Source organism: Pseudomonas eucalypticola, assembly GCF_013374995.1.
GTDB lineage: Bacteria > Pseudomonadota > Gammaproteobacteria > Pseudomonadales > Pseudomonadaceae > Aquipseudomonas > Aquipseudomonas eucalypticola.
Window position 1 is genome coordinate 4,777,492 of the sequence record NZ_CP056030.1, and the last position, 25,456, is coordinate 4,802,947.

A 25,456-nucleotide genomic window follows, 5' to 3' on the forward strand; every position below is an offset into this window, starting at 1 on the left:
ACTGCCGAGCGCTTGGGCTCCAACGGAGTACAAGCCCCGTCTTTCGCCGCCAGCCTGGCGGCGAGCTCGGCGCTCAAGGAGAAGTGGCCATGCCGTGGTATGCCTGGTTGATTCTGGTGGTCGCGATCGGCTCGATCGTCGGCGGCCTGATGATGTTGCGTGACAGCGCCAACAAGGTGGAGCTGACCGATGAACAGCGGCGCAAAGTGGCGCAGCGCAATGCCGAGGCCGATGCTCGGGATGCACAGAACCGCTGATGACCGGCGCCCAGGCCGATCGCCGCCGGGTCGCATCAGGGTGAAGCTTACCCAGTAGGCGGTCGACCTTTCTGTTAACATGATACCCACCATCCCATAAGCCATTCGGAGGGTATCGCCCGTGCGTTACTCTGCAGACCATAAAGCTCAGACCCACGACCGTATCGTCAAGGAAGCCGCAGCGCGATTTCGCCGTGATGGCATCGCCGCCACTGGCCTGCAGCCCCTGATGAAAGCGTTGGGCCTTACCCACGGCGGCTTTTATGCGCACTTCAAATCCAAGGATGAGCTGGTGGAAACCGCACTGCAGGCGGCCACCGACGAGCTGACCGAGGTGTGCGAAAAGGCCTTTGCCAAGCACAACCCCCTGCACAGCTTCATCGACACCTACCTGAGCCCCGCCCACCGCGACGCACCCGAGCGTGGCTGCCCGCTGCCGACCATGGCAGCGGAACTGGGACAACGGGGCCAGGCCAGTAGCGTCACCGACCGCGGGGTACAAGACCGCCTGGCGCGAATCGCGGCCACGCTGAACGCCGACGACGCCGATGAACGAAGCGTGGTCATGCTGTCGACACTGGTGGGGGCATTGATGCTGTCGCGCAGCGTCGAAGATCCACAGCTGTCGCTGCGCATCCTCGACACCGCCCGCGAGGCGCTCAAGCGGCAGGCCGACGAAGCCTGCTGAGCCCCGTCACGTCCAGCGCTTGAACAGCGCGCTGGCGTTCACCCCGCCGAAGCCGAAGCCATTGGACAGGGCATACTCGATCAGCACCTTGCGCGGCTGGCCGCTGACCAGGTCCAGGCCTTCGGCCAGTTCATCCGGGTGTTCCAGATTCAATGTCGCTGGCGCGACCTGATCACGCAGCGCCAACACGGTGAAAATCGCCTCGATGCCGCCTGCGGCGCCCAGCAAGTGCCCGGTCGCCGATTTGGTCGAGGTGATGGCCGGCCCGTTGCCCGTGCCAAACACTGAACGAATCGCCGCCAATTCGCCCTTGTCACCCACCGGCGTCGAGGTGGCGTGGGCATTGAGGTGCTGCACCTGTGCAGGCACGACACCGCCCTGGGCCAACGCCTGGGCCATGGCGCGCCGCGCCCCGCTGCCGTCCTCCGGCCCCGCCGTCAGGTGATAGGCGTCGGCACTGGTGCCGTACCCCACCAGTTCCGCCAGAGGCGTGGCGCCCCGGGCCAGGGCGTGGTCCAGCGCCTCGATCACCAGCATCCCGGCGCCTTCACCCATCACGAAACCATCACGGTCACGATCGAATGGCCGCGAGGCTTTATGCGGGGTGTCGTTGAAGGCGGTGGACAGCGCTCGGGCAGCCGCAAATCCACCCAGGCTGACGCGGTCGATTGCTGCTTCGGCCCCGCCGCATACCGCGATGTCCGCTTCGCCGGCGCGAATCAGCCGTGCGGCATCGCCAATGGCTTGCACCCCAGCGGCGCAAGCCGTGACCGGCGCGCCCAGCGGGCCCTTGAAGCCATGCTGGATCGAGACATGGCCAGCCGCCAGGTTCACCAGGAAAGCGGGAATGGTGAACGGCGACAATTTGCGCGGCCCACGGGCGTCGGTGGTGCGTACGGCATCGACGATGGTACCGAACCCGCCGATACCCGAACCAATGACCGTGGCCGTACGCTCGCGCTCGCCTTGCTCGGTTGGCGCCCACCTTGCCTGGGCCAGAGCCTCCCGGGCAGCCGCCAGCGCGAACAGGATGAACCGGTCCATTTTCTTCTGCTCCTTGGCCGGCGCGGCGGTATCAGGGTCGAAGCCGGCCTGCGGGTCTTGAGCCAGGGTCGGTACCCTGCCACCAACCCGCGCAGGCAGGTCGGCGACAACCTCCTCGGGCAACAGGTCCAACCCGGACTGGCCTTGAAGCAGGCGGCGCCATACGGTTTCTACGCCACAGCCCAGTGGAGAGACCAGGCCCATGCCGGTGATGACGATTCTGCGGTTGTGCATCTTGATTTCCTTGCCTGACACCTGTGACGGTCAACGAAGAGACGGGGGTACGCCCCCCCGCCCCTTTAGATTACGACCACAATACTATCCGCTTGATATGACGATCAACATTTAATTATCCGGCAAGGGCTACAAGGGGCATTCGGCTGATGGAAATTCTGAGGAACGTGTTCGCTCGGTGGATGTATGATCACCGATACATTGCCCAGCCAACACAAGGACGATTCACATGAAGGCATTCATTCTGCTGCTGGCAGCCACCCTTACCGGGTGTGGCACGGTGACCACCGTCATGCGCGACGACCAGGTCACGATCAAGAACCTTAACGATGCGAAGACGTATTGCGGCGCGGTGCCCAGGGTTTATAGCGGCGTGATGTACGACTTCTGCTCGCTACACGCCCCCCTGCCCGCCGGGGATACCACCCAGGCGTCCACTTCGAGGACCCTGGGCTATCTGGTCGAAATGGGCGCCTCTGCCACCCTCGATACGCTGGCCCTGCCGTACACGCTGGTACGGCAGCACCAGGATGGCAGCATCGTTCTCAACTGATGGCTGCACAGGCGGCTCTGTACGAAATGCATCCCAGCTCGGCCATGCTGCGTTGAAAACAGGCCTTCGCGGGAATACCTTTCATACAGGCCCTAGCGGGTTACTCCAGCGCGAGTTTTTCGCGGTTCTTGTCCAGGAGTGACTTGCCGATCCCCTTGACCTCCAGCAGTTCGTCGACCGAGCTGAAGGGGCCATTGGCGTCACGGTGAGCAACGATCGCCTGGGCTTTTGCCAAACCGATCCCGGCGAGTTCGCGTTGCAGGGTTTCGGCATCTGCCTTGTTGAGGCTGACCTTGTCGCCCTGCACCACCATCGCAGACGTGCTGGGCTGAGGGGCGGCAGGCGGGGCCGCGTTGGCGGCGATGGAGACGCTGGCGAGGATGACGAACAGCAGGGACGCGAGAGAAGGTATACGCATTGGGAAGCTCCATGACATCAATGGGTTCAAGGGCGGCTTTCCTGAGCCGCCTCTTTAACCTAGCTCACCCTGTGAAGCAGGCAAATGTGCATTGGTAATGGGATATGTCTCCGGGGAGAAGGGGGCGTAGCCGGATATTCCAGGACCAACCCGCCTACGCGCTCCGCGCCTTGACGTTCAGGGTTGGGTGAACCGAAGCGTGGGAATCATGGGCCTGAGTCATTGCCAGGAAGACAGAGGACAGGTGCTCCCTGTCCACACGTAAATAACGCGCACCATCAACTAATCCCTGCATGGCTGCGGCCACGACGAAATCGAAAGGTAATCCCATTTCGACGGCAGCTCCGGCGACGGCGTCCAACGCCTGTTGCAATATCAGCTCACGATCAGTCGACACTGGCAGCCTCTCCCTCTATCAGAGAGGCAGGCTATAACAATGCGCAACTGTTGTGCTAGCAGTACTGCCGTGAGTCAAGCGTCGCGTCGCTATTAGGATTCCATGCGCGACAGACGCTCACGCTCCGCCCTTACCTGATCAGGCCGGGCGGCCTGGGCAAAATGCGCCAGTGCCATCTCATTTATCACCGAGTTCAGGGCAGATTCCTTGATCCAACGGTAGGAGGCGTTGGCAAGAAGCCCATTCATGGCATTCGAGACAAGGACATCCGTTTCGACTCCCATATCCTTGGCCGCTCCCAACATAGCGATCAGTGCTTGCTCGAGCACCGCTTCCCTTTCAAATGGCATGGCGAATAGCCTCCTTTCAGTGGGAAAAACTATACCCCACCGTATGAGCAAAATGATACAAAGGATGTCGATGTGAAAAATTTATCATCCTGGCATTGGCACGAATCGGCCCAGGGCAGCGCTACCGAAGGCGTGCGGGGAGTAGAGATCAGGTAGACCGCGGCGGTTGATCAGGCAGGTTCAGAGATCGCTGCGCTGCTGCTGGTATATCCAGTCCACGATGTCGCCATCCGGTGCGTAACCACTCACCGTTTCGCGCAGCAGTTGGCGCACAGTCGCGTAATCATCCGCGTCGAGGGCGGCAAGCAGCTGTGCGAAGCGCTCCTTCAGCAGATCCCAATGAAGGTGGTCCTCGCGAGCACTCATGATCATTGGGTGGCGGGTGGCCTCTACGTTGTCGCCTATCAGCAACTCTTCGTACAGCTTTTCTCCAGGCCGCAGGCCGGTAAACTCGATGGAGATATCGCCTTGAGGGTTACGTTCGGAGCGTACGCTGAGACCTGAGAGGTGGACCATTTTTTCCGCAAGCTCGGCAATGCGGACCGGCTCCCCCATGTCGAGCACGAACACGTCACCGCCCCGCCCCATGGATCCCGCCTGGATCACCAGTTGAGCGGCTTCTGGAATGGTCATGAAGTAGCGAGTGATTTTGGGGTGCGTGACCGTCAGGGGGCCACCTGTCCTGATTTGCTTGTAAAACAACGGAATGACGGAGCCTGACGACCCAAGCACATTGCCAAAGCGAACCATGGTGAAGCGGGTTTTGTTGACGCGCGCTACGTTGGCAGGATCACCGTACAATACCGGTGCCAGTTCCCTGCTGAGCGCCTGCAACGTCATTTCGGCGAGTCGCTTGGTGCTCCCCATGATGTTCGTCGGCCTGACAGCCTTATCAGTGGAAATAAGCACGAAGTTGGCAACCCCTACCTGCAAGGCTGCTTGCGCAGTGTTCAGCGTGCCGATGACATTGTTCAGCACACCCTCCGCGATGTTGTGCTCGACCATGGGAACATGTTTATAAGCAGCTGCATGATAAACGGTATCGATACCCCAGGTTGTCATCACATCCAGCAACTTGGCGGGATGACGGACCGAGCCCAGGATTGGAAGCAGCTTTACATTGAATGCCTCGCGGTTCTGACGCTGCTCCAATTCAGTGATGATGGTGTAAAGGTTGAATTCGCTGTGTTCGAACAGGACGAGCAAGCGGGGCTGGAGCGACAAGATTTGCCGACAAAGCTCCGAGCCGATGGACCCTCCCGCGCCGGTAACCATGACAGCCTTGCCCTTGACACAATGCTCGAGCAAATCGTCTTGGGCAGGCACCGCATCGCGTCCCAGCAGGTCGGCGATATCCACTTCCTGGATATCATCGACCTTGACCCGCCCGCTGGCGAGGTCAGTGAAGTTGGGAACACTGCGCACATGCAGGGGAAAGCCCTCGAGAAAGCCCAGAATCTCCCTGCGCCGAGCACGAGTGGTCGACGGCAGCGCCAGCAGCAACTCCTGAGCGCCGGTAACATCGATCATTTGCTGGATATGTTTGGGCTTGAACACCTGAAGCCCGGAGATGACCCGGTCAGCGATGCTGCTATCGTCATCGATAAATGCCACGGGGCGCATCACCCGCCCCATGCGCAGGGCGGCGACTAATTGGTTGCCTGCTACCCCGGCACCGTAAATCGCGACCTTGGTCAGTCCTTCATCACGTGTCCGAAACGGGACGTAGTTGACCGACGTGAACCAGTCGCCCATAAAGTATTGCCGCATCCCCAGGCGCAGGCCACCGATGATGACAAGGCTCAACCACCAATAATTGAAGATGATGGAGCGAGGGACCACGACTTCATGATTGCTGTACCAATAGACAACTACCGCCAGGATCAGAGAGGACAAACTGACGGCTTTGACGATGGCGACCAACGCATCATTGCCGAAATAGCGCATCACGGCACGGTACATGCCGAAGCGAATGAACAACGGGATGGCAACCACTGGCGCACACAGGAACAGCCAGAAATGGACGCGCCACGGATTGTACATGTCCTCTATGCCGAGTCGGACCATGAACGCCAGCCACAGAGCCGCCCAAACCAGAAGGACATCTGTCCCCACCTGGAGTAGTCGCTTGGTGCGCCTTGGCAATGCAAGCAAGTAAGCTCTTAATTTGTCCATAGATCCGTCAGCCAACCGCCTATTCCGTTATATGCCTCATGCATCGTAGTCCACAGTAGCCCCTGCGGCATGAAATTCCTATCCCCGCCAAGCTGTTGCGGCGACCACCCTGATCGTCGCCATTTTTCCATCGCCGGTTGAGCCTGTCCACAGGCTGCCGCCCTCGCTCCAGCGCAAAAGCGTAAGCCATTTTTTCGGACAACAAGAACCGGGCCAATCAGGCGCATTACGCGAGTTGGAAGCCGTCAGGCACCACGTGCCGCAACATTTGTTGACGAGATGCCACACCCTATGCCGTCAACAGGCTGGTCTGCTGCGCTACCATTTGCCCGGGCGACTTGCGCCTGACTGCCATTCACTCGGCAAGTTCCACAAACCGTGAAAAATCTTATCGCTCACGTAAAGAGCAAATCTCGTTATGATCAACGCAGCCACGGCGCTGAAGAGTGCCGACGCTAAATGCAATTGATTAATACTCGCACCGCGAGATACCACGTTTTACCCGGCATTTACCGACCGACCCTGCGGCGGGACACAAAAAAGGCATGACAGGCAAATGACAAGCAATATCGCAGAGGTCGCGGTTCTGCTCTGCACCTTCAATGGTGAACAGTTTCTAGACGAACAGTTGCGTTCAATCGTGCAGCAGACGCACCCGCGATGGACCCTCTACGTCTCCGACGACGGCTCTACCGATGCAACGCTCGCTATCTTGCGTGCCTATCAGCAGCGCCTTGGCGCCGAACGGCTTGTAATAATGAACGGCCCCAGGGGCGGGTTCGGAAAAAATTTCATGTCCCTGGTCGGCAACAAGAGCCTCGCGGCCGATTATTACGCGTTCTGCGATCAAGACGACTTGTGGTTCCCGGACAAATTGGAGCGCGGCATTCGCGCGTTGGAAGCACTGCCTGCCGCAGAACCTGGCCTGTACTGCTCCCGGACCCGGCTGATCGACGAACAACGTCGGCATATTGGCTATTCTCCGCTCTTCAATCGATCACCAAGCTTCAGCAATGCACTGGTCCAGAGCATCGCCGGCGCCAACACCATGCTCATCAACGATGCTGCACGCAACCTCCTGTGCCTGGTTGATGAGAGTGCCCCGATCGTCGCGCATGACTGGCTGACCTACATGATTGTCTGTGGCTGTGGCGGGACCACTATTTTTGATCCGACCCCATCGATCGATTACCGCCAGCACAGCGGCAATCTGATAGGCGCGAATTCAAGCATCCGCCAGCGTCTGGAGCGCCTGGGGAAGATGCTCACAGGGCGGTTCAGTCATTGGAGCGAACAAAATATTGTCGCGCTGGGGAATATCAGGCCTTTTTTGAGCCCGGCAAGTGCCCATATCTTGCAGCAATTCGAAACAGCCCGAAGAAGCCCACTGGCACGACGGATATGCCTGATGCAGAAAGCCGGTGTATATCGGCAAACGCTACAGGGGAATATCACCTTGCTGATTGCAGCCACCTTGAACAAGATCTGAACCTGCGTGAAACGATCAAGCGCGCGCGGGGCCTCAATTCCCCCCCATTCAGCCACCATTTTATTTATGGTAACGTTGACGGCTGAGTGTGTTCGACAACCTCAAAGCGCTGTAAAGGCGACACCACCTTTCCCGCTCCCTTGCTTGTCAAGGAAGAGGGTGTCGGGGCAGACCTTTTTTCGCCGAACCACCCGCAGCGATGTTTTCCCTGTCGCCCCCCTTGGCGAGCCCCCGTGTACGCAGATCGAATGGAAACGGACTGAAGATGAGGCACACGACGATTTTCTTGACCGGGCAGCACATCAGCCGGCGCCCCTTCAGCTTCCCGACCTGCGTCTGCGCAGGCACGTTCGCATGGCACCGCGCCCTTGCGCGCGCTCTTTCTGCTTGACGACCTCCCCCATTCCGAACATTGCCGCACGTTGCGGCAACGGCCCCGCTTGCTTTGAATTTTCTGTGGAGACTCTGCGTCGATGAATGCAACCCCTCTCGCCACCCCTGAGGTCACTTCCTTTCAGCCAAGCGTTTCTGACATCTGCCATACCCCGGCCATGCCCCGGGGGCTGCAATGAATCCGCATCTCGCCCCCCCATCAAGCCCAATCAGCATGGTGCGCAGCCTGTGGACCAACAGGCAACTGATTGGGCAAATGACCAAGCGAGAGGTCATTGGACGGTATCGCGGCTCAGTCATGGGCCTGGCCTGGTCATTCTTCAACCCGGTCTTGATGCTGGCCGTTTATACCTTCGTCTTCTCGGAAATTTTCAACTCTCGCTGGGCGGGCATGGACCCTGGCAAAGGCGGTTTCGCCATACTGCTCTTCGTCGGCATGATCGTGCACGGGGTGTTCGCAGAGTGCGCCAACCGCTCGCCGTCCCTGATCATGTCCAACGCCAACTACGTGAAGAAAGTGCTGTTCCCTATCGAAATACTGCCGGTCATCTCTCTCGGCTCGGCGATTTTCCACGGCTGCATCAGCCTCATCGTGCTGTTGCTGGCACAACTGGCGCTCGCCCATACACTCTGCTGGACCGCCGTGTTCTTCCCGCTCGTACTGATCCCGTTGATTCTGGGGACCCTGGGCATCAGCTGGCTGCTCGCGTCGTTGGGCGTGTACCTGCGTGACGTGGGGCAAATCATCGGGGTATTGACGACCGTCCTCATGTTCTTGTCTCCGGTACTCTACCCCATCGCCTCCCTTCCAGAGGTCTACCGCCCCTGGATGCAACTCAACCCGCTCACTTACATCATCGAGGAAAGCCGCAGCGTGTTGCTGATGGGCAATCTTCCGCAGTGGGATCATCTGGTCGTGGCCATGTTGGTAGGCGTGGTAATGGCCGCAGCGGGCTTCTGGCTCTTTCAAAAAACTCGCAAGGGGTTTGCCGATGTCCTCTGATGACTTCGCGATCAGCGTCCAAGATGTCTCGAAGTGCTTCTACACCTATGAGAAACCATCAGACCGCTTGAAACAATCCATTGTGCCGAGGCTGCAACGGTTCCTCGGCGACAAGGTGACCAGCTACGGCAAAGAGTTCTGGGCGCTGCGCAATGTTTCATTCGATGTACAGAAAGGTGAGACCGTCGGCATCGTTGGCAGAAACGGTTCGGGCAAGTCGACCTTGCTTCAAATCATTTGCGGCACGTTGATGCCCACCACTGGCCAGATAGCGACTCAGGGCAGAATTGCCGCACTGCTGGAACTGGGGTCGGGTTTCAACCCCGAGTTCAGTGGCCGTGAAAACGTGTACCTCAATGGCGCCGTGCTTGGTTTGAGCAAAGACGAAATTGATGACCGCTTCGATGCGATTGCCGGCTTCGCTGACATTGGCGAGTTCATCGATCAACCCGTCAAAGCCTATTCCAGTGGTATGGCGGTGCGGTTGGCCTTCGCCGTCCAGGCCCAGGTGGACCCCGAGATCCTCATCGTCGACGAAGCACTTTCCGTCGGTGATGCGCGCTTCCAAGCCAAATGCTTCGAGCGCTTGAGGCAACTGAAGGAAAACGGCACCAGCATTCTGCTGGTAACCCACGCCAGCGAGCAGGTCGTTACCCATTGCAACCGGGCCATCCTGCTGGATCGTAGCCGAGTGGAAATGATCGGTAGCTCACGACCGGTCGTGAACCGTTACCTGGACATCCTGTTCGGGCGGGAGAAACGTCCCGAGGCGCTCAGCCCTCCCGACGCTGACACGCTTAGCACGGAAGCCCGCGAGCTCAGCCCTGCAGACCCTGTGCTGGATTTCAATACCGACGTTTTCTCGACAAGGATTGGGTACAATCCCCATGAGTATCGCTGGGGTGACGGGGGCGCAACCATCCTCGACTACCACCTTTCGGCCAACGGTCGTGAGTTTCCCAATAGCGTGGAATCAGGTGAAGAGGTTGTGCTCCAGGTAGCTGTGCGCTTCAACCGTATGATCGTCAATCCCATCCTGGGCTTTACCCTCAAGACCAAGGAGGGGGTGACCGTCTACGGCACCAACTCTTTCATGCTGGAGTGTGACGGCGTGCAGAGCATAGGTGCCGCCGGCAGCCACGCCAAGGCATGCCTGCGGTTTGCCGCGCGACTGGGTTCAGGCGACTTTTTCATTTCGCTGGGACTGGCTTCCCGCGAAGGAGAGGAGATCGTGCCGCACGACCGGCGCTATGACTCACTGCACTTCGTAGTAGCACCAACACCTAAATTGCTCGGCCTGATTGATCTGGCTGTCTCAATGGAAATTGATCAGGTGAATGAGAATGTTTGATCTGGAACAGCAAGGATACGTCCTGAACGCGCTCACCGGCATATGGGAGCGGGACGACTATGCAGGCATCGCCTACAGCGATGGGGACACCACCGAAATCAAGCTTGGGAAGATTCTGCGCGAGGCCAGCGACCTATCGGCGCTCTCTTCTGAATTGCGGGAACACTGCACAGACTGGGCAACGCTTTATCACCTGAGTTCTGCTCGCGGAAACATCCTGCGCCCATTCGAGCAGTATCTGAATAGCGATATTCTGGAAATCGGTGCAGGTTGCGGCGCCATCAGCCGGTATCTCGGGGAGTGCGGGGGCAATGTTCTAAGCCTGGAGGGAAGCCCCCGCCGCGCGCAGATGGCTGCCAGCCGCACGCGCGACCTGGACAATGTCACCGTGTTGGCCGAACGGTTCGATGATTTCAAGACAGATCATCGCTTTGACGTCATCACGCTGATTGGCGTCCTTGAATACGCCAGCATGTTCAGTAATGCCGAAGACCCAGCGCTTGGCATGCTCGAACGTATCCGCAGCCTCCTCAAGCCCAATGGCCATCTGTTCATTGCCATCGAAAACCAGTTAGGGCTGAAATACTTCGCTGGCGCGCCGGAAGACCATTTGGGCGTGCCCATGTACGGCATCGAAGGCCGGTACCTGAAGGGTCAGCCAAAGACCTTTGGCCGCAAGGAACTTGCCGAGCTGATCAAGCGCGCAGGATTCGCGCAGTCTGAATTTCTGTCCCCAAGCCCCGACTACAAGTTACCCAACTCGATCACTACCGAAAGGGGGCTCGGCAGCAGAGACTTCGATGCCGCAGCGTTGGCCTGGCAGAATGTGAAGAAGGACCCGCAACTGCCTGGCGAAACCTTTTTCAACCTTGAGCAGGCGTGGCCCGTCGTGATTGATAACGGGCTGGGCATGGACATGGCTAACTCGTTTCTGATCGCAGCGTCTCAGGACCTTCAGCCAACCGTTCCGGAAAATGTCCTCGCCTACCACTACAGCACTGGTCGGAAGACGTCCTATTGCAAGGAGTCGCGCTTTGTCGATACGGCGGACGGCATCGTGGTCAAATACCGACGCCTCGACTCACAGGAAGCTGCGGTAGCATCGCGCGGTTTCAACTATATCCTGCCGGAACAGGATCGCTACGTACGAGGACATGTTCTCTCGGAAGACTTCCTGGATATCGCCGCCACCCAGAATTGGACCATCGATGATTTCGGCGGCTTCGTCACCCAGTACATCCGCGCCCTCCAGGGCCTGCTTGCCCAACGCGGCGAGTCAGTAGAACTGAACGCCGTGGACGCGGTGCTGCCCGGTATCTTCCTGGACGCCGTACCACAGAATATCGTTATCAATGATGAACACACTCCCTCGCTGATCGACATCGAATGGGAGGTCACCTCGGGGGTGTCCCTTGGTCACCTTCTGATGCGTGCATTGTTGTTGCTGATTGCGTCGGCAAATCCATTCGTCGCCAGCCCAGCGATGCCAAGCCGCCGTCAGTTCGTCATTGGCGTACTCAAGGCGGCTGGGCTTTCGGTCACGCACCGACAGTTGGACAGCTACGTGGCACTGGAGGCTGAGTTCCAGGAAACCGTCACTGGCCGCGCTGCTGCTGAATTCCTGGACTGGGCACCGGACGAGCCCGTTCACCAGAAAAAACCCGTCACCCGGGCGGTGATGCACACCAAACTGTATTGCAGCGATGCGCAGGGCACTTTCTCCGAAGCATCCACGGCAACGGCCGAAGTGTTCCCAGGCAAACAAACGCTCAGCTTCGACCTTTCGAATTTCGAGCAGCCGTTGCGCACCATCCGCTTTGATCCGGTCGACACACGGATTTCCTTCTCGATCAATTACATGCGCGTCATCAGTCACGGCGAGACGCTGTGGGCCTGGAGTGGCCGCCTGGACGAACTGAAAGGCGTCGCTGGCTTGATGCAGGTGGCTCGACCGGATTATTCGGGCTTCTTTCTCAGCATGGACAGCGACCCCCACTTCGAATTGCCAATCGACCTCTCCACCCTGAGTGCCTTCACGCATCTGACCCTTGAGCTGGAGCTCGTCATTCATACCGACGAGCACGTCGCACAAGAGCTGAAACAGGGCAGCCATGAGGAAGTGAATAGCCCTCAGAAAGACCTGCACGCCCCGCTTCAGTTACTGTTGGGCATCAACAAGAAACTCAACAACCTGCTGACTGACCGAGAGGGCCGCATCAGGGAGCTGACAGCCGAGCTGGATCTGCGACAACAGCACGGTGAACTCTTTGAATCGAACCTTAACACCAAGGGTGGGGGTGCAGATGCGCATCCGTCTCGGTCGACGGTTGCCGATTCCATCGTGCAGAACCTCATGGGTGAATACTCCAGGCAGATGAGCAAGCGCATTACAGACCTGCTCGCCGCAAAACAGCAACTTGACGAGCACTTCCGACAAGCGCTTGTCATTCATGGCAACAACGCCGAATTGCCCGACGGTGTGCAACTGGGCCAGCAGAGCGTGATGAGCTTGATAGACATTGCCGTGCCAGGCGCTTCTGAAGACCTCGCGGAAAACACCTTGCTGCAAATCAGCGCGCCTGCGTGTAACGAGCAGGTCCGGCAGTTGCAAGCCGAAGTTGCCGCACTTCATCAACAGTTGCAGCAAATGCAGATCGAAAAGGATACGCATATCCATAATCTGAACCTGCATATCCTTGCGCTGGCCCGGTCCACGAGCTGGCGTATCACCCGACCATTGCGAGTATCCGTGCGCGGCGCCCGCATGATCAACGATGGCGCCAAGCTGCTACCCTCCATCGTTCGCCGCGGTGGCGGCGTCGGTGCCACCCTGCGCAAAGCTGCTCGCGTACTGAGGGCTCAGGGTGTGCAGGGTGTGATCGCACATTTGAACTGGTTTCGGAACAATACCTCGCTGGACCTCACGTCCCTTGAGCGCAAGGAAACCAGCGATCGCCACGACTACACCACGTGGGTCGAGCACTATGACACCCTTGATGACACCACTCGCTGGAAGCTGAAGGAGCAGATTCGCCTGTGGCCGAAAACCCCGGTCATCTCGATAATCATGCCCGTGTACAACCCGCCCATTGCCCTGCTGGAAGAGGCTGTCGCCAGTGTGCAGAACCAGCTCTACAGCAAATGGGAGCTCTGCATTGCCGATGATGCGTCGACGAACCCGGAGGTTGCCGAATACCTCAAGAGCGTAAGCAAGAAAGACGCTCGCATAAAAGTCAGTTTCAGGGAAAAGAACGGCCACATCTCGGAGGCAAGCAATTCGGCCCTGGCGTTGGCGACTGGCGCATTTGTCGCGCTGATGGACAACGATGACTTGATTGCGGAGCACGCGCTCTATTGGATTGCCAAGACGATCAACGAAAATCCCCAGGCCGGCATCATCTACTCGGATGAGGATAAAATTGATAACAATGGCGTCCGTTCAGCGCCTTACTTCAAATCCTCCTGGAACAAGTTCCTGTTCCGCTCGCAGAACATGATTTGTCATTTGGGCGCCTATCGTCGCGACTTGGTCAATCAGCTGGGAGGTTTCCGTGTAGGTTTCGAAGGCTCTCAGGATTACGACCTGGCGCTGCGATGCAGTGATGCGATTGACCCGTCAGCCATTATTCATATTCCTCGCGTCCTCTATCACTGGCGCATGCACTCGGGTAGCACGGCGCTGGCCGGCAATGAAAAACCCTACGCCGCACTGGCCGGCGTACGCGCTCTGGACGAGCATCTGCAACGTATCGGCTGCGCAGGCCATACGGAGTTATTGCCGACAGGCATGTATCGTGTGCATTACGAGGTTCCATCGCCCGCGCCGCTGGTCAGCCTGGTGATACCGACCAAGAACGCCCACGCATTGGTGAAGCAATGCATTGATAGCATCATTGGCCTCTCGACTTACCCCGCCTACGAAATCATTTTGGTAGACAACGGTTCGGACGAGCCCGCTTCAATCGAATACTTCGAATCGTTGAAAAACGTGCCCAATGTGAGAGTCGTCCGCGATGACGGGCCGTTCAATTACTCGGCCATCAACAACCGCGCGGTCGAGATCGCCAATGGGGAGCTTGTCGGCCTGATCAATAATGACATCGAAGTCATCACGCCAGAGTGGCTGGATGAAATGGTGGCAATCGCTATGCAGCCGGGGGTCGGCGCAGTAGGTGCCAGGCTGTGGTACCCCGATGATCGCCTGCAGCATGGTGGCGTTGTCGTGGGCGTGGGTGGCGTTGCAGGCCACTCCCACAAATATCTGCCTAAAGGTCACCATGGCTACTTTGGCCGCGCCGAACTGATTCAGGAGTTCTCGGCGGTAACTGCGGCTTGCCTGATCATCAAAAAGTCGATTTTCAACGAAGTTCATGGCTTGGACGAAGTCAACCTCTCCGTGGCATTCAACGATGTCGATTTTTGCCTGCGCGTTCAGGAAGCCGGCTATGTCAACGTCTGGACCCCGTACGCAGAGCTTTATCATCATGAGTCGGCGACACGCGGCCTTGAAGACACGCCAGCCAAGAAAGAACGCTTCACGAACGAAGTGTTATATATGAAGGGGCGTTGGCCGAAGATTGAGCAGGACTATACCTACAACCCGAACCTGACCCTTGAGCATGAGGATTTTGGCTTGGCTTGGCCGCCGCGGGTGACGCCGTAGCTGACCAGAGCAGTGGCCACTGCACGGGTCGGGATACCTTTGTCCCGACCCGTTCCATTGAAGCGACCTGCTTGAATGATCAGGCAGCAGGGACGCAACCGTTTCGCGCTAACATCACCCGTCGCCTACGACAGGCGAGATTACCAGCCGACAGACAAGAGCCATGCGCAAAGACCATTACCCTTTGATTAAAGACCGCCCTGTCAGACTGACGCTAGCTTCTGCTTTCGTCGCTCTGGTCGTCCTCTGGTCACTCACCATCGCCTTCCACGGCGCCCCTGATGAATCGACCCACTTCTTCCTTCTGGATTACCTGTACACAAACCACCACTTCCCGCTTCATACCGTTATCGATCAGCCCTTTCATGGGACGGTGAGCCTCCATACCTGGGCCCCCGGCGATTTCTGGTATCACGGACTGCCGTTTCCGCATGTGCTTGGCGGCCTCGTGACCACCTATGTCGGCAGTTTCATCCTCCCGCAGAACCTGCTTTATTTAGGCGCCAGGGCCTTCAATTGGCTATTGGCAGGGTTGTTCTTCTCGGCGATCTATCGAATTGGGACATCCCAGAACCTGGGCACGAAACGCGCCGCGCTCATAGCCGGGATCATTTGCCTTATCCCACAGGTTACCTTCATTTTTGCCTACTTCAATAGCGATGCGTATGGCATTACCGTCATAGCACTGGCTTTGGCGGCACTACTGGAATACAAAGCAACACCGACATTGAAGACCGCGCTCGCCGCTGGATTCTTCATTGGTTTGACGTGCTTGGCAAAAATATACTTCCTGCCAAGCCTGGTTTTCTTCGCGGTGACGCTTACATTACAAACAGTCTGTGTGAAGCCTTCCAGAACACGCCTGCTGGCACTCATTCTATTGACCGCCTTTGTCACATGCCTACCCATGCTCGCGTATACCTACCATCTTTTTGGTGAAGTCAGTGGTGTTTCCGGCCAGGCTGAGTTCGTCAACATGCATCGCGAAAGCGCAGCCGCAGCCGGTGGCACCTGCTACTTGATGTGCAAGAACGGCTTGGTAGATCTCCACACCTTGATCCCATGGCTTACTACGTCAGCCAAAAGCTACTTCTCATTGACGGGGTGGATGAGCATCGCACTGTCTCAAACCCACTACATCATCGCACTGGCGGCGATGACAGGGCTCGTCCTGGCAACACTATTCCTGCTCATCAGGAAGCCTGCCAACTTTGCGCTCAAGGACTTCAACCTGAACTTCGCCATCCCCAGCATCATGATCCTGGGTTTATTTCCAGCGATCGTTCTATTTAGCATCATCGGCTCTCAGCTGGCGATGCCGCAACCTCAGGGGCGATACCTTTTCGTGACAATCCCCTTCCTTGGCTACTTGATTGCAATGCTGGTTTCCACTCACCCGCTCACTCACTACCAGGCGGGTAAAACTCAATGAGCCTCAACACTGGAAAATTGAAGAACATCCTGTTGGCCGCTGCTTTTATCTGGTTATGCACAGCCAACATCAGTGCACTCCACCGTAATTTCATGGAAGCCCAGAATATTGGCCTGACGCCTGCTGTCAAGCTTCTGGACACACTATCAAATCATAACGTGAGTGCTTGGCAACGCGAAAACGCCGGGATTTCCTCCGCACTGCTCGCAACCCACTTACGTATTTCGGGTGATACCCTGAGCATCACACCTTCAACTTCGACCGAGCCCGTCAAGCTCTCGATCGACCATTATGAAAATAATGGAAATACTTACACTGCCACCGGTTGGGCCTATGCCAAAGGCGCTGATAATGCGCAGATAGTACTCATTTACAAAGGGAAAACGCTTGCCGTTTCCCCCCTAAACGGCGCACGCCCCGATGTTGCTGTTGCATTAGGCACCCCACAGGCGCAAACATCTGGCTTCAGTCTCCAGTTCAAAAGCGAGTCGCCGGTCGAGCAGTGCGATATCCGTTATTATGTAATTTCCGAAACACTGACCGCTTACTCAGCCCCCCCTATTTGCAGCAATCTGAATCATTAAGGATCCGACATGTCGAATATACCTCTTTTTTCTGCAAAAGCCGTTAACGCCGGCCTGGATTTTCAAACGCCTATTAACACGGTATTGAATCGCCATTGGTACATCATGGGCGAAGAGGTGGCGAGCTTCGAGGGGGAGTTTGCCAATTACGTGGGCGTATCAAACTGCATCAGCGTAGCCAACGGTTCCGAGGCCCTCGAACTCGCCTTGAAAGCCCTTGGCGTGAGTAGTGATTCAAAAGTGATAGCGGTTGCCAATGCAGGGTTCTATAGCAGTACAGCGATTCATGCCGTGGGCGCTACCCCACTCTATGTAGACATCGACGCCGCTCTGTTGACCTTGTGCCCACAAAAGCTCCGCGAAGCCTTGGCCCAGAAGCCGGCGGCGATCATCGTCACGCATTTGTACGGTCAACTCGCCAATATCGAAGAGATCATCGCAATAGCTGACGCTGCCGGTGTTCCTGTGCTGGAAGATTGCGCCCAGGCCCACGGCGCTCGTCGCAACGGCAAGCAGGCGGGTAGCTTCGGGACGATTGCGTGTTTCAGTTTTTACCCCACGAAAAACCTCGGCGCGCTGGGCGACGGTGGTGCGATTGTTACCAACGATGACACCCTGGCTGGCAAGGTTCGCCAACTTCGCCAATACGGCTGGTCGAGCAAGTACACCGTTGCAGTGCCAGGTGGCCGCAATAGCCGGCTGGACGAGATGCAGGCCGCCATCTTGCGGGTCAAACTTCCACACCTGGACCAATGGAACGCGCAACGCCGCGCTATCGCAGCACGCTACAACAGTGCGTTCAAGAGCCTGCCGTTGCAGTTGCCGGCTTCGGTCGGTGAGGACTACGTCGCACATCTGTATGTAGTGCGTAGTGATGACCGCACCGGCCTCGCGGCCTTCTTGAAGGAGCAAGGTGTCACTACCGACATCCATTACCCTATCGCTGACCACCATCAACCTGCCTACCAGTCTTCCTGTACCCTGCCGGTTACCGAAAGCGCATGCGATCAGGTAATATCATTCCCTTGTTTCCCTGGCCTTACCGACGAGGAAGTCGGGCGCGTCATCGATGCCGTAACACGGTTTTTTTCATAAGGAGATAGGCTTGCTCACCCTGGTCATACCGGTTTACAAAAACGAAGGGTCGATCCCTGACCTACTGGCGGCTATCACAGGATTGAACCAGAAGCTCGATGGCGAGCTGGAAGTGGTGTTCGTGGTTGATGGTAGCCCCGATCGGTGTTACGAGCTGTTGAGCAAGGCCCTGCCGTCACAGCAATTTGTTTCGAAACTGATATTGCTGTCGCGTAACTTCGGCTCTTTCATGGCGATACGTACCGGACTGCAGCACGGTACCGGGACTCGATTCGCGGTGATGGCGGCTGATCTGCAGGAGCCACCGGAACTCGTCCTGGAGATGGATCGCATTCTTCGTACCGAGCCGATTGATGTCGTGGTGGGCGCCAGAGAGGGTCGGAAGGACCCGCTCCTCTCGCGCACGGCTTCGCGGATTTTCTGGGGTATGTATCGCCGTTATGTCGTACCTGAGATTCCGCCAGGCGGCGTCGACATGTTTGGCTGCAATGCCGCTTTCCGCGATACCTTGTTGACGCTCGACGAACGCCATAGCTCCCTGATTGCGCAAATCTTCTGGCTTGGCTACCGCCGCAAATGCATCACCTACTCACGCAATGAACGTGAGCACGGGAAATCAGCCTGGACTTTCCGCAAGAAGGTCAACTACCTGATGGACAGCGTGTTCTCTTTCACCGACCTGCCCATTCGCCTGCTCATACGCGTGGGCGGTGGCGGTGCGGCACTTGCGGCGCTGCTGGGCCTGTTTATTGCGGCCGCACGGCTGCACGGTATGATCCAGGTCCCCGGCTACGCAATGATCATGCTGGCGATCACTTTTTTGGGGTGCGCCAACCTGCTTGGCCTGGGCATCGTCGGGTCGTACGCCTGGCGCACCTACGAAAACACCAAGAACCGACCTTTGGCTATCCCAATGCGTGTGGATAGCTTCGGAGCAAAGCAATGACTGAAGCGGCTCGTGATTTTTTTGTCCATTCGCATGCGCTATGTGAAAGCCAGAACATCGGTAAAGGTACCCGAGTCTGGGCATTTGCCCACATCCTTCCAGAAGCGAAGCTCGGCGCCGACTGCAATGTGTGTGACCAGGTCTTCATCGAGAACGATGTGGTCATCGGTGACCGAGTGACCATCAAATGCGGCGTGCAGGTGTGGGACGGTATCGAGATTGAGGACGATGTATTCATCGGCCCTAACGTGACGTTCACCAACGACCGCTTTCCGCGCAGCAAAGTGTACCCTGAGACCTTCGCCAAGACGGTCATTCGCAAGGGCGCATCCCTTGGCGCCAACTGCACCATTCTGCCTGGCATTGTCATCGATACCAATGCAATGGTCGGCGCCGGCGCCGTCGTCACCCGCTCGGTTCCGCCAAACGCCATCGTCGTGGGCAACCCTGCCAAGATCATTGGCTATGTCAACGCCAAACCTGGCAGCGCCCAGCAGGAAGCCGTTTCAGGTCAAGCCCAGCCGGTGATCCAAACGTCCGTGGATCAGGTCACCCTGCACTCACTGACGGAGGTAACCGATATCCGCGGTAGCCTGTCGGTAGGTGAGTTCGACCGAGCCATTCCCTTCAACGCCGAGCGCTACTTCCTGGTATACGACGTCCCCACCGCGGAGACGCGAGGCGAGCATGCGCATCGCAAATGCCACCAATTCCTCATCGCGGTGAAAGGCACTGTGCACGTCGTGGCGGATGACGGCGTGAACCGCGAAGAGTTTATTCTCGATAAGCCGAACACAGGCATCCATCTGCCGCCAATGACGTGGGGCATACAATACCGTTACTCGAGCGACGCGGTATTACTCGTATTTGCCTCGCACTATTATGATTCGTCGGACTATATCCGCAATTACGACGAGTTCATCAAACTGAAGAACAGCAGCCGCTGATGCTTCGCGCCGTCTTCGACAAGCTGACGCATTTCAGCTTCATTCGTTTCCTGATGTCGGGCGGTTTCAACACCGCCCTCACCTACGCTATCTACCTGTTGCTTTTGAACCTGACGTCTTATCAGGTCAGCTATAGCGTGGCCTATGGGACGGGTATTCTGATTGCATTCTTGCTTAATCGCTTCTTTGTTTTCAAAACCCACCAGGGTTTGCGCTCTATCCTGCTCTTCCCGTTGGTCTATGTGGCCCAATACCTGGCAAGCCTGGGCATCCTCTGGGTATGGATAGACCAGTTGCATCTGGACGCCAGGCTAGGGCCCCTGGCCGCGATCGTGCTGACCATACCCCTGACTTATGGTCTCTCCAAGCTCATCTTCGGCGCTCAAAAGCCCAGCGACTGAGTGCGCTTTACTCGCGACTGCCTGCCTTGAAGCGATATGCCAAGAGGCAGAGCGGCGCGTAGGCTAGCGCCAACCCTGCAATACCATAGGCAGGGTTGAACGCCGCCCAGGCCGCGATCGGCAACAACCAGCACACGTTGATAACCACCACGCCCATCGTCACCGTGCGGTGGCTGACGTAGTGGCGCGAAGCGAATTGGTACGCGTGGCTGCGGTGAGCCTGATACACCTTGTCCCCACGCAACAGCCGATGCAACAAAGTCCACGTGGCATCAACCACGAACACCCCTAGCAATATCAACCAACTCCACAGGAAAGCGCTATTGGACCAGGCCCCCTGCAAGGCCAGCGCACCAATGATCAACCCGAGGAAACCGCTGCCAGCATCGCCCATGAAAATTTTCGCGGGCGGAAAATTCCAGATCAGGAAGCCGGCCACCGCCGTGCACATCACCAATGGGTATCCGATCAATTCAGTATGGCCGGTCACCCCATAGATCAGGCAAGCACCGGCACACACGAAAATCGCTTCGGCGCTTGCCAGGCCATCAATGCCATCCATGAAGTTATAAAGGTTCAGCACCCAGACGAGGTAGACCAGTGCCAACCCTGCCCCTGACCAACCAAGGTCGATCTGACCCCACGGCGTCGCCAGCGGAGCCAGGCCGCCCAGCCAGAACAGCGCCCACCCCGCCGCCACGAAATGCCCCAGCAAGCGCCAGCGCGCAGCAATGTGCCCATGGTCATCTGCGAAACCGAGAATCGACACCAGTACCCCCGCTCCCAGATAGGCTATTGCAGAAGACTCGCTGGCGAGCCCGACCGACGCCAGTGCCGGCACGGCGAGCAGGAATGTCACGACGATGGAAACACCACCCCCGCGAGGTGTAGGAATCGAGTGAGAGCTTCGTTCATTGGGCACGTCTATCAAGCTTCGTGCCAATGCGTATCGCCGCAGCAGCCCGGTCATGGCGAACGACAGAAGGAGAACGGCGACGCAAATCCAAATGATCATGCTCTGGTCTGGCTCATGAAGTAATGCACAGTACGATTTATCCCTTCGACCGTTCGCATGGGTGGTGTCCAGCCCAGCAGGTTGTTGTTCTTTTCGATGTCCACCTGCAAGGACGCCGTTAGTCGCTGAAGTACACCACGTCTGCCCAGCAGCCCGGCAGCCCACCCCAGCATCCAGACAGGCACGGGCAGCAAGCGAGCCCGCCTGCCCATGGCATCGGCGATAACAGCGAGCAACCGTGAGGTAGAAATGGGTTCTTGATCACTCGCCAGGAATATCTGATTGGCCGCTGCCGGGTGCTGTAGGCAGACACGCACAAGGTCCACGAGGTTATCCAGATAGACCAGACTGCGGCGGTTATCTATGGCGCCCAGAGGCAATGGCACGCCGCGGCGCACCCACCGCAGCATCGCCAGGAAGTTAGCCTTAACCCCGGGCCCGTACACCAATGGGGGACGGATGATTACGACCTGCATTCCGCCCTCGGCAGCCAACGCCATTAAGGCGGTTTCCGCCTCCGATTTGGAAATGCCATAGGCGTCCTGAGGCGCCGGTGCATCGTCGGCATAAAACTTCCGGCCCGGGAGGGTCACCTCACCGTTCACCTTGATGGAACTGAGATAGATGAAACGTTTCACACCGCTCGCTTGGGCATGTCGAGCCAGCGCCAGTGTGGCGTCGACATTGGCTTGCCGAAAGGCCGCTAACGCATCACCCGCTGTTTCATGCATCACATGAACTCGCGCCGCGCAGTGAACGACCACATCGATATCGGTCAGAATGGGCAGACAATCAGGCCGGGCCAGGTCGAATTGGCGAGCAGGACTGTGCGCATCACCCCGCACGCAAGAAATGATACTGAGCAATGGTATCTGCTCGAGGGCGCGCACTATCGCCCCCCCGACAAACCCCGTGGCACCGGTCACCAGTACAGCTGTGGAACTCATCCCTCGTACCCCGCCGTGAATGTCGCCAGAAGGCAGGCCAGCCGAAACATCCACTGGTCACGGCGCCTACGCCGGCACTGCGTCGCATAGGAGAACAAGGCAAGCAGGGTTCGCCGCGAGAGATTGCCGTTCCCGGGGAGCACCGCCCAAGGCCGCCCAATCAATTGCGAAATAAGCGCGACCTGACCAAACCACCAACCATCACGGATACGCGAGAGTCTTTGCAGCAGCGACTTGAGCCCTACGTTGGCGCCCACCTGGTTGTGAGGATGCTGTCGGTAATCCAGGCCTGGGCGAGAATCAATGTACCAGCCGTACCCGTGACTGCGCGCAAAGGCATAGATAAACCAATCATGCAGCGTAATAGCCTGCGCGGCATCCCAATGCGCACATAAGTGCACCTTGAAGGCGCTCGCCAAGGGAGCTGCCAGCACGTAGGTGCAACCAGGCCCTGCCGCTTCGAACAGATGGTCCCATGCAACCTGTGGCTGCGCCTTGTCCAACAGGCGGCGGCGACCATCCGGCCAGAACGCAGTGACATTGCTGGAGTAGGCTTGCGGTTCGCTGAACAACAGATATTCGGTGGCACGCTGAAGCTTATCTGGATGCCAGAGATCATCCTGATCGGATAATGCGATGAAATCGAAAGGCGAGATGTCCACGTCTCGGAACAGGCGGAAGAAGTTCCGCCCTGCCCCGCCCAGCCGGCCGGGCGAAGCCAACACCTGAGCGTTGCTATGCTGACGCGCATATCCCTCGCACCAGGCTTGGGTATCATCGCTGGAAAGGTCGACGCTGATGAATATCGTTACATCAACTTGGTGCTGCGCCTGGATCGAGGCCAGCTGCTGTTCGATCCAACGCATCCCATTATAAGCGGCCAACAGTACGGCGACGCGTGGCTTTACCATTGGCATCAATCGTTTACCAAAAACGAAACGAGGGCCGCTATTCTAGCTTGATACCTAAGCAAAAATCACTGTTCAGCAACGTTTGCAAATAAGGTCCACCGATGAAGCTTCCGGGGTCTTGTTCCGATTTTGGTTACTTGGAACGGAAAGCGTTCAGGCGCCTTTGCAACTTGCCCTAAGCAAGTCATAACCGGACGAACGACGGTATATGAGCTTCACAAGCCTTTACCGGGAAGCCGCCGACGCCGAAGCAATACTAGCGCCGTAAAGATCGGAGCAATGATCATGCCCATAAGGAAGGCGAGAGTCAGTAGAAGAGAGACCGGAAGTTGCGGCGCAGATCGCCCCAGGACAACGATAGAAACCGGTTGTGGGTTTTCTATTGCGAATACCACTCCGGCTGCCGCCACGATTAGTACCAATACAACCAGCAGAAGCCTTCTCAACCTTCCCACAGCATTCTCCTCCCGAAAGGGTCACGCGTGCTCATGTTCTTCATCCTCATTGACCCGATCCCGCAACTCCTTCCCCGGCTTGAAATGAGGCACAAACTTCCCATCCAGACTGACTGACTGCCCAGTCTTCGGGTTACGCCCCACCCGCGGCGCGCGATAGTGCAACGAGAAGCTGCCGAACCCACGAATCTCAATGCGGTCCCCGGTCGCCAAGCACTGTGACATCTGTTCAAGCATGGTCTTGATAGCCAGCTCCACATCCTTGGATGAGAGCAAGCCTTGATGGGTGACAATACGGTCGATCAGTTCAGATTTCGTCATATTTTTCCCTTCTTTATCAAGAAGCTAGACAATCGCTTGAAAGGTTTTAGCATGGCTGGAGGGTTTTGAACAGCCCGCATATTGACTTGTTGCAAAGCTTTACGGTAGCTCGGCGCGGTATCCTCCCAGAAACCTCATGACTGCTTGCACTTCACCACCAAGCTGCGGCTCGACAGCCCTGCAGGATTGATACCAAACGGGTAGTCTGGGGTATCGTCCGTCAGGTCCGTCGTCTTCGCCAATACGTTGTAACCTGAGCTTCCACAGGCCTGCTCCGCCCGTTCATAGCATTTGTCCCAGGAAGATGTAATGCCTGAGCAATTGATGTGCAGCGTTGCTACGCCCCTGATCTCATGCGAAGACATTGAGGCGGCGCACCCCGACAACGCCACGCAGAATGCCGCCAGCAGTAGTCCTTTCATTCTTTGATCCTTGTGCTGCACCCAAACCGCGCAACTCTCCTAGGCCGAGGTGCGTGCATGCCCTGTTTTAGGTAGACAGCTGATTTCACTAGAGATTCTCCCTCGCCAAGGTATTTCTTGCAGAGGGTAAGCGTGGCGTTCCTTCATGACTGTTTAATGTAGCAACGCTGAGGAATTTCGCCCGGGCGAAACAGAGAATGGCGCAGGCAAAACCAAGGCAGCATCAAACAGCTGCCCTGGCGCGCCAGACTCAGAGCGGCGTCACACCTTTGGCTTGCGGCCCTTTCGGCCCATTGGTATCAATGTCGAAAGAAACCGCCTGGTTTTCAGCCAGGGACTTGAAGCCATCGACCTTGATTTCCTTGAAGTGCACAAACACGTCAGGACCACCGCCATCAACCGTGATGAACCCAAAGCCCTTGTCGTTGTTGAACCATTTAACTTTACCGGTAGCCATTTGCTGTTCCTTGGAGGCGGTGATCGAGCCTAGGCTCACTCCACAACCTCGATGTTGATTGCATAAAGCCTGCCGTCCGGGCCCTCCTGGACCTCGTAGGTAACGGCCTGGCCTGGAAGAAAGGTGGGGCCACCCTCCACGCTGGATTTGACCCTGAAGAAGATCTCACGGCCATCGGCGTCATTGGTGATGTACCCGATACCCGCCCTGCTGGAGTCGAGCGGCTCATCCGCGTGCTTTTCCATGGCGGCCTACTCGTTTTCGACGTCGATCGCCTGCTCACCTTTGGCTGTGCGCTCGACCGTGAAGGTAACCCTCTGGCCTTCCGTCAGGCTCTTGTAGCCCGGCGCCTTGATGGCCTTGTAATGGACGAACAGGTCATTGCCGCTCTCGGATGAGATAAAGCCAAACCCCTTGTCGTTGTTGAACCATTTGACTGTGCCCGTCGGCATGAAACCATCTCCTTGAAAAATCAAATAGGCAGATTGCGGGAACCTGCATGCATCCT

27 protein-coding genes are annotated in these 25,456 nt (G+C 57.5%); 13 read left to right on the forward strand and 14 right to left on the reverse strand.

Annotated elements, in window-relative coordinates; all coding sequences use genetic code 11:
- The first annotated feature begins 89 nt into the window (after positions 1-89).
- Both HWQ56_RS21260 and HWQ56_RS21265 read left to right on the forward strand, forming a co-directional pair.
- A complete protein-coding gene (locus tag HWQ56_RS21260; protein ID WP_158152679.1) occupies positions 90-257 on the forward strand; it encodes a DUF2897 family protein in 168 nt (55 codons plus the stop codon).
- Positions 258-378: 121 nt separating this feature from the next.
- Positions 379-945, forward strand: coding sequence for a TetR/AcrR family transcriptional regulator (locus HWQ56_RS21265; RefSeq protein WP_176571716.1), 567 nt, complete (start codon positions 379-381; stop codon positions 943-945).
- Between the two features lie 6 nt (positions 946-951).
- On the opposite strand, the gene fabF is transcribed toward HWQ56_RS21265, so the two are convergent.
- Positions 952-2,223 (reverse strand): beta-ketoacyl-ACP synthase II, encoded by a 1,272-nt coding sequence (gene fabF, locus HWQ56_RS21270; protein WP_176571717.1) that lies wholly within the window; start codon positions 2,221-2,223, stop codon positions 952-954.
- A gap of 229 nt (positions 2,224-2,452) precedes the next feature.
- On the opposite strand from fabF, the gene HWQ56_RS21275 reads away from it, so the two are divergent.
- Complete coding sequence (locus HWQ56_RS21275) at positions 2,453-2,776, forward strand: YceK/YidQ family lipoprotein (RefSeq protein WP_176571718.1); 324 nt, start codon at positions 2,453-2,455, stop codon at positions 2,774-2,776.
- A gap of 100 nt (positions 2,777-2,876) precedes the next feature.
- Here the strand turns inward: HWQ56_RS21275 and HWQ56_RS21280 are convergent, their stop codons facing one another.
- The 4 genes from HWQ56_RS21280 to HWQ56_RS21295 form a co-directional block, all read right to left on the reverse strand.
- On the reverse strand, positions 2,877-3,194 hold the full coding sequence (locus HWQ56_RS21280; protein WP_176571719.1) for a ComEA family DNA-binding protein: 318 nt from the start codon (positions 3,192-3,194) through the stop codon (positions 2,877-2,879).
- 154 nt (positions 3,195-3,348) lie between these two features.
- On the reverse strand, positions 3,349-3,591 hold the full coding sequence (locus HWQ56_RS21285) for a hypothetical protein (RefSeq protein WP_158152674.1): 243 nt from the start codon (positions 3,589-3,591) through the stop codon (positions 3,349-3,351).
- A 92-nt stretch (positions 3,592-3,683) separates the two neighbouring features.
- Positions 3,684-3,941 (reverse strand): hypothetical protein, encoded by a 258-nt coding sequence (locus tag HWQ56_RS21290; protein ID WP_158152673.1) that lies wholly within the window; start codon positions 3,939-3,941, stop codon positions 3,684-3,686.
- A 180-nt stretch (positions 3,942-4,121) separates the two neighbouring features.
- Entirely contained in the window at positions 4,122-6,116 is a 1,995-nt protein-coding gene (locus HWQ56_RS21295; RefSeq protein WP_158152696.1) for a polysaccharide biosynthesis protein, read from the reverse strand.
- A gap of 556 nt (positions 6,117-6,672) precedes the next feature.
- Between HWQ56_RS21295 and HWQ56_RS21300 the strand changes: the two genes are divergently transcribed.
- The 10 genes from HWQ56_RS21300 (at position 6,673) to HWQ56_RS21345 (ending at position 20,420) form a co-directional block, all read left to right on the forward strand.
- Positions 6,673-7,605: a glycosyltransferase family 2 protein gene (locus HWQ56_RS21300; RefSeq protein ID WP_176571720.1), complete on the forward strand. Its 933-nt coding sequence runs from the start codon at positions 6,673-6,675 to the stop codon at positions 7,603-7,605.
- Positions 7,606-8,173: 568 nt separating this feature from the next.
- Complete coding sequence (locus HWQ56_RS21305) at positions 8,174-9,001, forward strand: ABC transporter permease (RefSeq protein WP_158152671.1); 828 nt, start codon at positions 8,174-8,176, stop codon at positions 8,999-9,001.
- The gene (locus HWQ56_RS21310) at positions 8,991-10,352 is read left to right on the forward strand and encodes an ABC transporter ATP-binding protein (RefSeq protein WP_176571721.1); all 1,362 of its coding nucleotides are present in this window, start codon (positions 8,991-8,993) and stop codon (positions 10,350-10,352) included. The genes HWQ56_RS21305 and HWQ56_RS21310 overlap by 11 nt, the downstream gene beginning before the upstream one ends.
- Positions 10,345-15,015 carry a glycosyltransferase gene (locus HWQ56_RS21315; protein ID WP_176571722.1) on the forward strand — a complete coding sequence of 1,557 codons (4,671 nt, stop codon included), beginning with the start codon at positions 10,345-10,347 and terminating at the stop codon, positions 15,013-15,015. The genes HWQ56_RS21310 and HWQ56_RS21315 overlap by 8 nt, the downstream gene beginning before the upstream one ends.
- Positions 15,016-15,178: 163 nt before the next feature.
- Positions 15,179-16,447, forward strand: a complete 1,269-nt coding sequence (locus tag HWQ56_RS21320) for a hypothetical protein (RefSeq protein ID WP_176571723.1) — start codon at positions 15,179-15,181, stop codon at positions 16,445-16,447.
- Complete coding sequence (locus HWQ56_RS21325; RefSeq protein WP_176571724.1) at positions 16,444-17,031, forward strand: hypothetical protein; 588 nt, start codon at positions 16,444-16,446, stop codon at positions 17,029-17,031. The genes HWQ56_RS21320 and HWQ56_RS21325 overlap by 4 nt, the downstream gene beginning before the upstream one ends.
- Before the next feature lie 9 nt (positions 17,032-17,040).
- Complete coding sequence (locus HWQ56_RS21330) at positions 17,041-18,126, forward strand: DegT/DnrJ/EryC1/StrS family aminotransferase (protein WP_176571725.1); 1,086 nt, start codon at positions 17,041-17,043, stop codon at positions 18,124-18,126.
- 4 nt (positions 18,127-18,130) lie between these two features.
- Positions 18,131-19,072 carry a glycosyltransferase family 2 protein gene (locus HWQ56_RS21335; RefSeq protein WP_176572459.1) on the forward strand — a complete coding sequence of 314 codons (942 nt, stop codon included), beginning with the start codon at positions 18,131-18,133 and terminating at the stop codon, positions 19,070-19,072.
- On the forward strand, positions 19,069-20,019 hold the full coding sequence (locus tag HWQ56_RS29295) for a WxcM-like domain-containing protein (RefSeq protein WP_176571726.1): 951 nt from the start codon (positions 19,069-19,071) through the stop codon (positions 20,017-20,019). The genes HWQ56_RS21335 and HWQ56_RS29295 overlap by 4 nt, the downstream gene beginning before the upstream one ends.
- Positions 20,019-20,420, forward strand: coding sequence for a GtrA family protein (locus HWQ56_RS21345; RefSeq protein WP_245217795.1), 402 nt, complete (start codon positions 20,019-20,021; stop codon positions 20,418-20,420). Before HWQ56_RS29295 ends, HWQ56_RS21345 begins: the two co-directional genes overlap by 1 nt.
- Before the next feature lie 7 nt (positions 20,421-20,427).
- Here HWQ56_RS21345 and HWQ56_RS21350 read toward each other — a convergent pair whose 3' ends face one another.
- The 9 genes from HWQ56_RS21350 to HWQ56_RS21390 all read right to left on the reverse strand — a co-directional run bounded on the left by HWQ56_RS21350 (position 20,428) and on the right by HWQ56_RS21390 (position 25,400).
- The gene (locus tag HWQ56_RS21350) at positions 20,428-21,435 is read right to left on the reverse strand and encodes an MraY family glycosyltransferase (protein WP_176571727.1); all 1,008 of its coding nucleotides are present in this window, start codon (positions 21,433-21,435) and stop codon (positions 20,428-20,430) included.
- Positions 21,432-22,382, reverse strand: coding sequence for a UDP-glucose 4-epimerase family protein (locus HWQ56_RS21355; protein ID WP_176571728.1), 951 nt, complete (start codon positions 22,380-22,382; stop codon positions 21,432-21,434). The genes HWQ56_RS21350 and HWQ56_RS21355 overlap by 4 nt, the downstream gene beginning before the upstream one ends.
- Complete coding sequence (locus HWQ56_RS21360) at positions 22,379-23,299, reverse strand: glycosyltransferase (RefSeq protein ID WP_176571729.1); 921 nt, start codon at positions 23,297-23,299, stop codon at positions 22,379-22,381. The genes HWQ56_RS21355 and HWQ56_RS21360 overlap by 4 nt, the downstream gene beginning before the upstream one ends.
- Positions 23,300-23,508: 209 nt before the next feature.
- Positions 23,509-23,748: a lipopolysaccharide assembly protein LapA domain-containing protein gene (locus HWQ56_RS21365; protein WP_158152662.1), complete on the reverse strand. Its 240-nt coding sequence runs from the start codon at positions 23,746-23,748 to the stop codon at positions 23,509-23,511.
- 21 nt (positions 23,749-23,769) lie between these two features.
- A complete protein-coding gene (gene ihfB / locus HWQ56_RS21370; RefSeq protein WP_008370717.1) occupies positions 23,770-24,069 on the reverse strand; it encodes an integration host factor subunit beta in 300 nt (99 codons plus the stop codon).
- Positions 24,070-24,203: 134 nt separating this feature from the next.
- Complete coding sequence (locus HWQ56_RS21375) at positions 24,204-24,491, reverse strand: hypothetical protein (RefSeq protein ID WP_158152661.1); 288 nt, start codon at positions 24,489-24,491, stop codon at positions 24,204-24,206.
- 250 nt (positions 24,492-24,741) lie between these two features.
- Complete coding sequence (locus HWQ56_RS21380; protein WP_158152660.1) at positions 24,742-24,948, reverse strand: cold-shock protein; 207 nt, start codon at positions 24,946-24,948, stop codon at positions 24,742-24,744.
- A 35-nt stretch (positions 24,949-24,983) separates the two neighbouring features.
- Positions 24,984-25,193, reverse strand: coding sequence for a cold-shock protein (locus tag HWQ56_RS21385; protein ID WP_158152659.1), 210 nt, complete (start codon positions 25,191-25,193; stop codon positions 24,984-24,986).
- A 6-nt stretch (positions 25,194-25,199) separates the two neighbouring features.
- Positions 25,200-25,400, reverse strand: coding sequence for a cold-shock protein (locus HWQ56_RS21390; RefSeq protein WP_176571730.1), 201 nt, complete (start codon positions 25,398-25,400; stop codon positions 25,200-25,202).
- Positions 25,401-25,456: the final 56 nt, after the last annotated feature.

Excerpts from the sequence above, each read along its gene's own strand:
- HWQ56_RS21260 (WP_158152679.1), top strand. The coding sequence starts at position 90 with ATGCCGTGGTATGCCTGGTTGATTCTGGTGGTCGCGATCGGCTCGATC.
- fabF (WP_176571717.1), bottom strand. The coding sequence starts at position 2,223 with ATGCACAACCGCAGAATCGTCATCACCGGCATGGGCCTGGTCTCTCCA.
- HWQ56_RS21275 (WP_176571718.1), top strand. The coding sequence starts at position 2,453 with ATGAAGGCATTCATTCTGCTGCTGGCAGCCACCCTTACCGGGTGTGGC.
- HWQ56_RS21280 (WP_176571719.1), bottom strand. The coding sequence starts at position 3,194 with ATGCGTATACCTTCTCTCGCGTCCCTGCTGTTCGTCATCCTCGCCAGC.
- HWQ56_RS21290 (WP_158152673.1), bottom strand. The coding sequence starts at position 3,941 with ATGCCATTTGAAAGGGAAGCGGTGCTCGAGCAAGCACTGATCGCTATG.
- HWQ56_RS21295 (WP_158152696.1), bottom strand. The coding sequence starts at position 6,116 with ATGGACAAATTAAGAGCTTACTTGCTTGCATTGCCAAGGCGCACCAAG.
- HWQ56_RS21300 (WP_176571720.1), top strand. The coding sequence starts at position 6,673 with ATGACAAGCAATATCGCAGAGGTCGCGGTTCTGCTCTGCACCTTCAAT.
- HWQ56_RS21305 (WP_158152671.1), top strand. The coding sequence starts at position 8,174 with ATGAATCCGCATCTCGCCCCCCCATCAAGCCCAATCAGCATGGTGCGC.
- HWQ56_RS21310 (WP_176571721.1), top strand. The coding sequence starts at position 8,991 with ATGTCCTCTGATGACTTCGCGATCAGCGTCCAAGATGTCTCGAAGTGC.
- HWQ56_RS21315 (WP_176571722.1), top strand. The coding sequence starts at position 10,345 with ATGTTTGATCTGGAACAGCAAGGATACGTCCTGAACGCGCTCACCGGC.
- HWQ56_RS21320 (WP_176571723.1), top strand. The coding sequence starts at position 15,179 with ATGCGCAAAGACCATTACCCTTTGATTAAAGACCGCCCTGTCAGACTG.
- HWQ56_RS21325 (WP_176571724.1), top strand. The coding sequence starts at position 16,444 with ATGAGCCTCAACACTGGAAAATTGAAGAACATCCTGTTGGCCGCTGCT.
- HWQ56_RS21330 (WP_176571725.1), top strand. The coding sequence starts at position 17,041 with ATGTCGAATATACCTCTTTTTTCTGCAAAAGCCGTTAACGCCGGCCTG.
- HWQ56_RS29295 (WP_176571726.1), top strand. The coding sequence starts at position 19,069 with ATGACTGAAGCGGCTCGTGATTTTTTTGTCCATTCGCATGCGCTATGT.
- HWQ56_RS21345 (WP_245217795.1), top strand. The coding sequence starts at position 20,019 with ATGCTTCGCGCCGTCTTCGACAAGCTGACGCATTTCAGCTTCATTCGT.
- HWQ56_RS21350 (WP_176571727.1), bottom strand. The coding sequence starts at position 21,435 with ATGATCATTTGGATTTGCGTCGCCGTTCTCCTTCTGTCGTTCGCCATG.
- HWQ56_RS21355 (WP_176571728.1), bottom strand. The coding sequence starts at position 22,382 with ATGAGTTCCACAGCTGTACTGGTGACCGGTGCCACGGGGTTTGTCGGG.
- HWQ56_RS21360 (WP_176571729.1), bottom strand. The coding sequence starts at position 23,299 with ATGCCAATGGTAAAGCCACGCGTCGCCGTACTGTTGGCCGCTTATAAT.
- ihfB (WP_008370717.1), bottom strand. The coding sequence starts at position 24,069 with ATGACGAAATCTGAACTGATCGACCGTATTGTCACCCATCAAGGCTTG.
- HWQ56_RS21375 (WP_158152661.1), bottom strand. The coding sequence starts at position 24,491 with ATGAAAGGACTACTGCTGGCGGCATTCTGCGTGGCGTTGTCGGGGTGC.
- HWQ56_RS21380 (WP_158152660.1), bottom strand. The coding sequence starts at position 24,948 with ATGGCTACCGGTAAAGTTAAATGGTTCAACAACGACAAGGGCTTTGGG.
- HWQ56_RS21385 (WP_158152659.1), bottom strand. The coding sequence starts at position 25,193 with ATGGAAAAGCACGCGGATGAGCCGCTCGACTCCAGCAGGGCGGGTATC.
- HWQ56_RS21390 (WP_176571730.1), bottom strand. The coding sequence starts at position 25,400 with ATGCCGACGGGCACAGTCAAATGGTTCAACAACGACAAGGGGTTTGGC.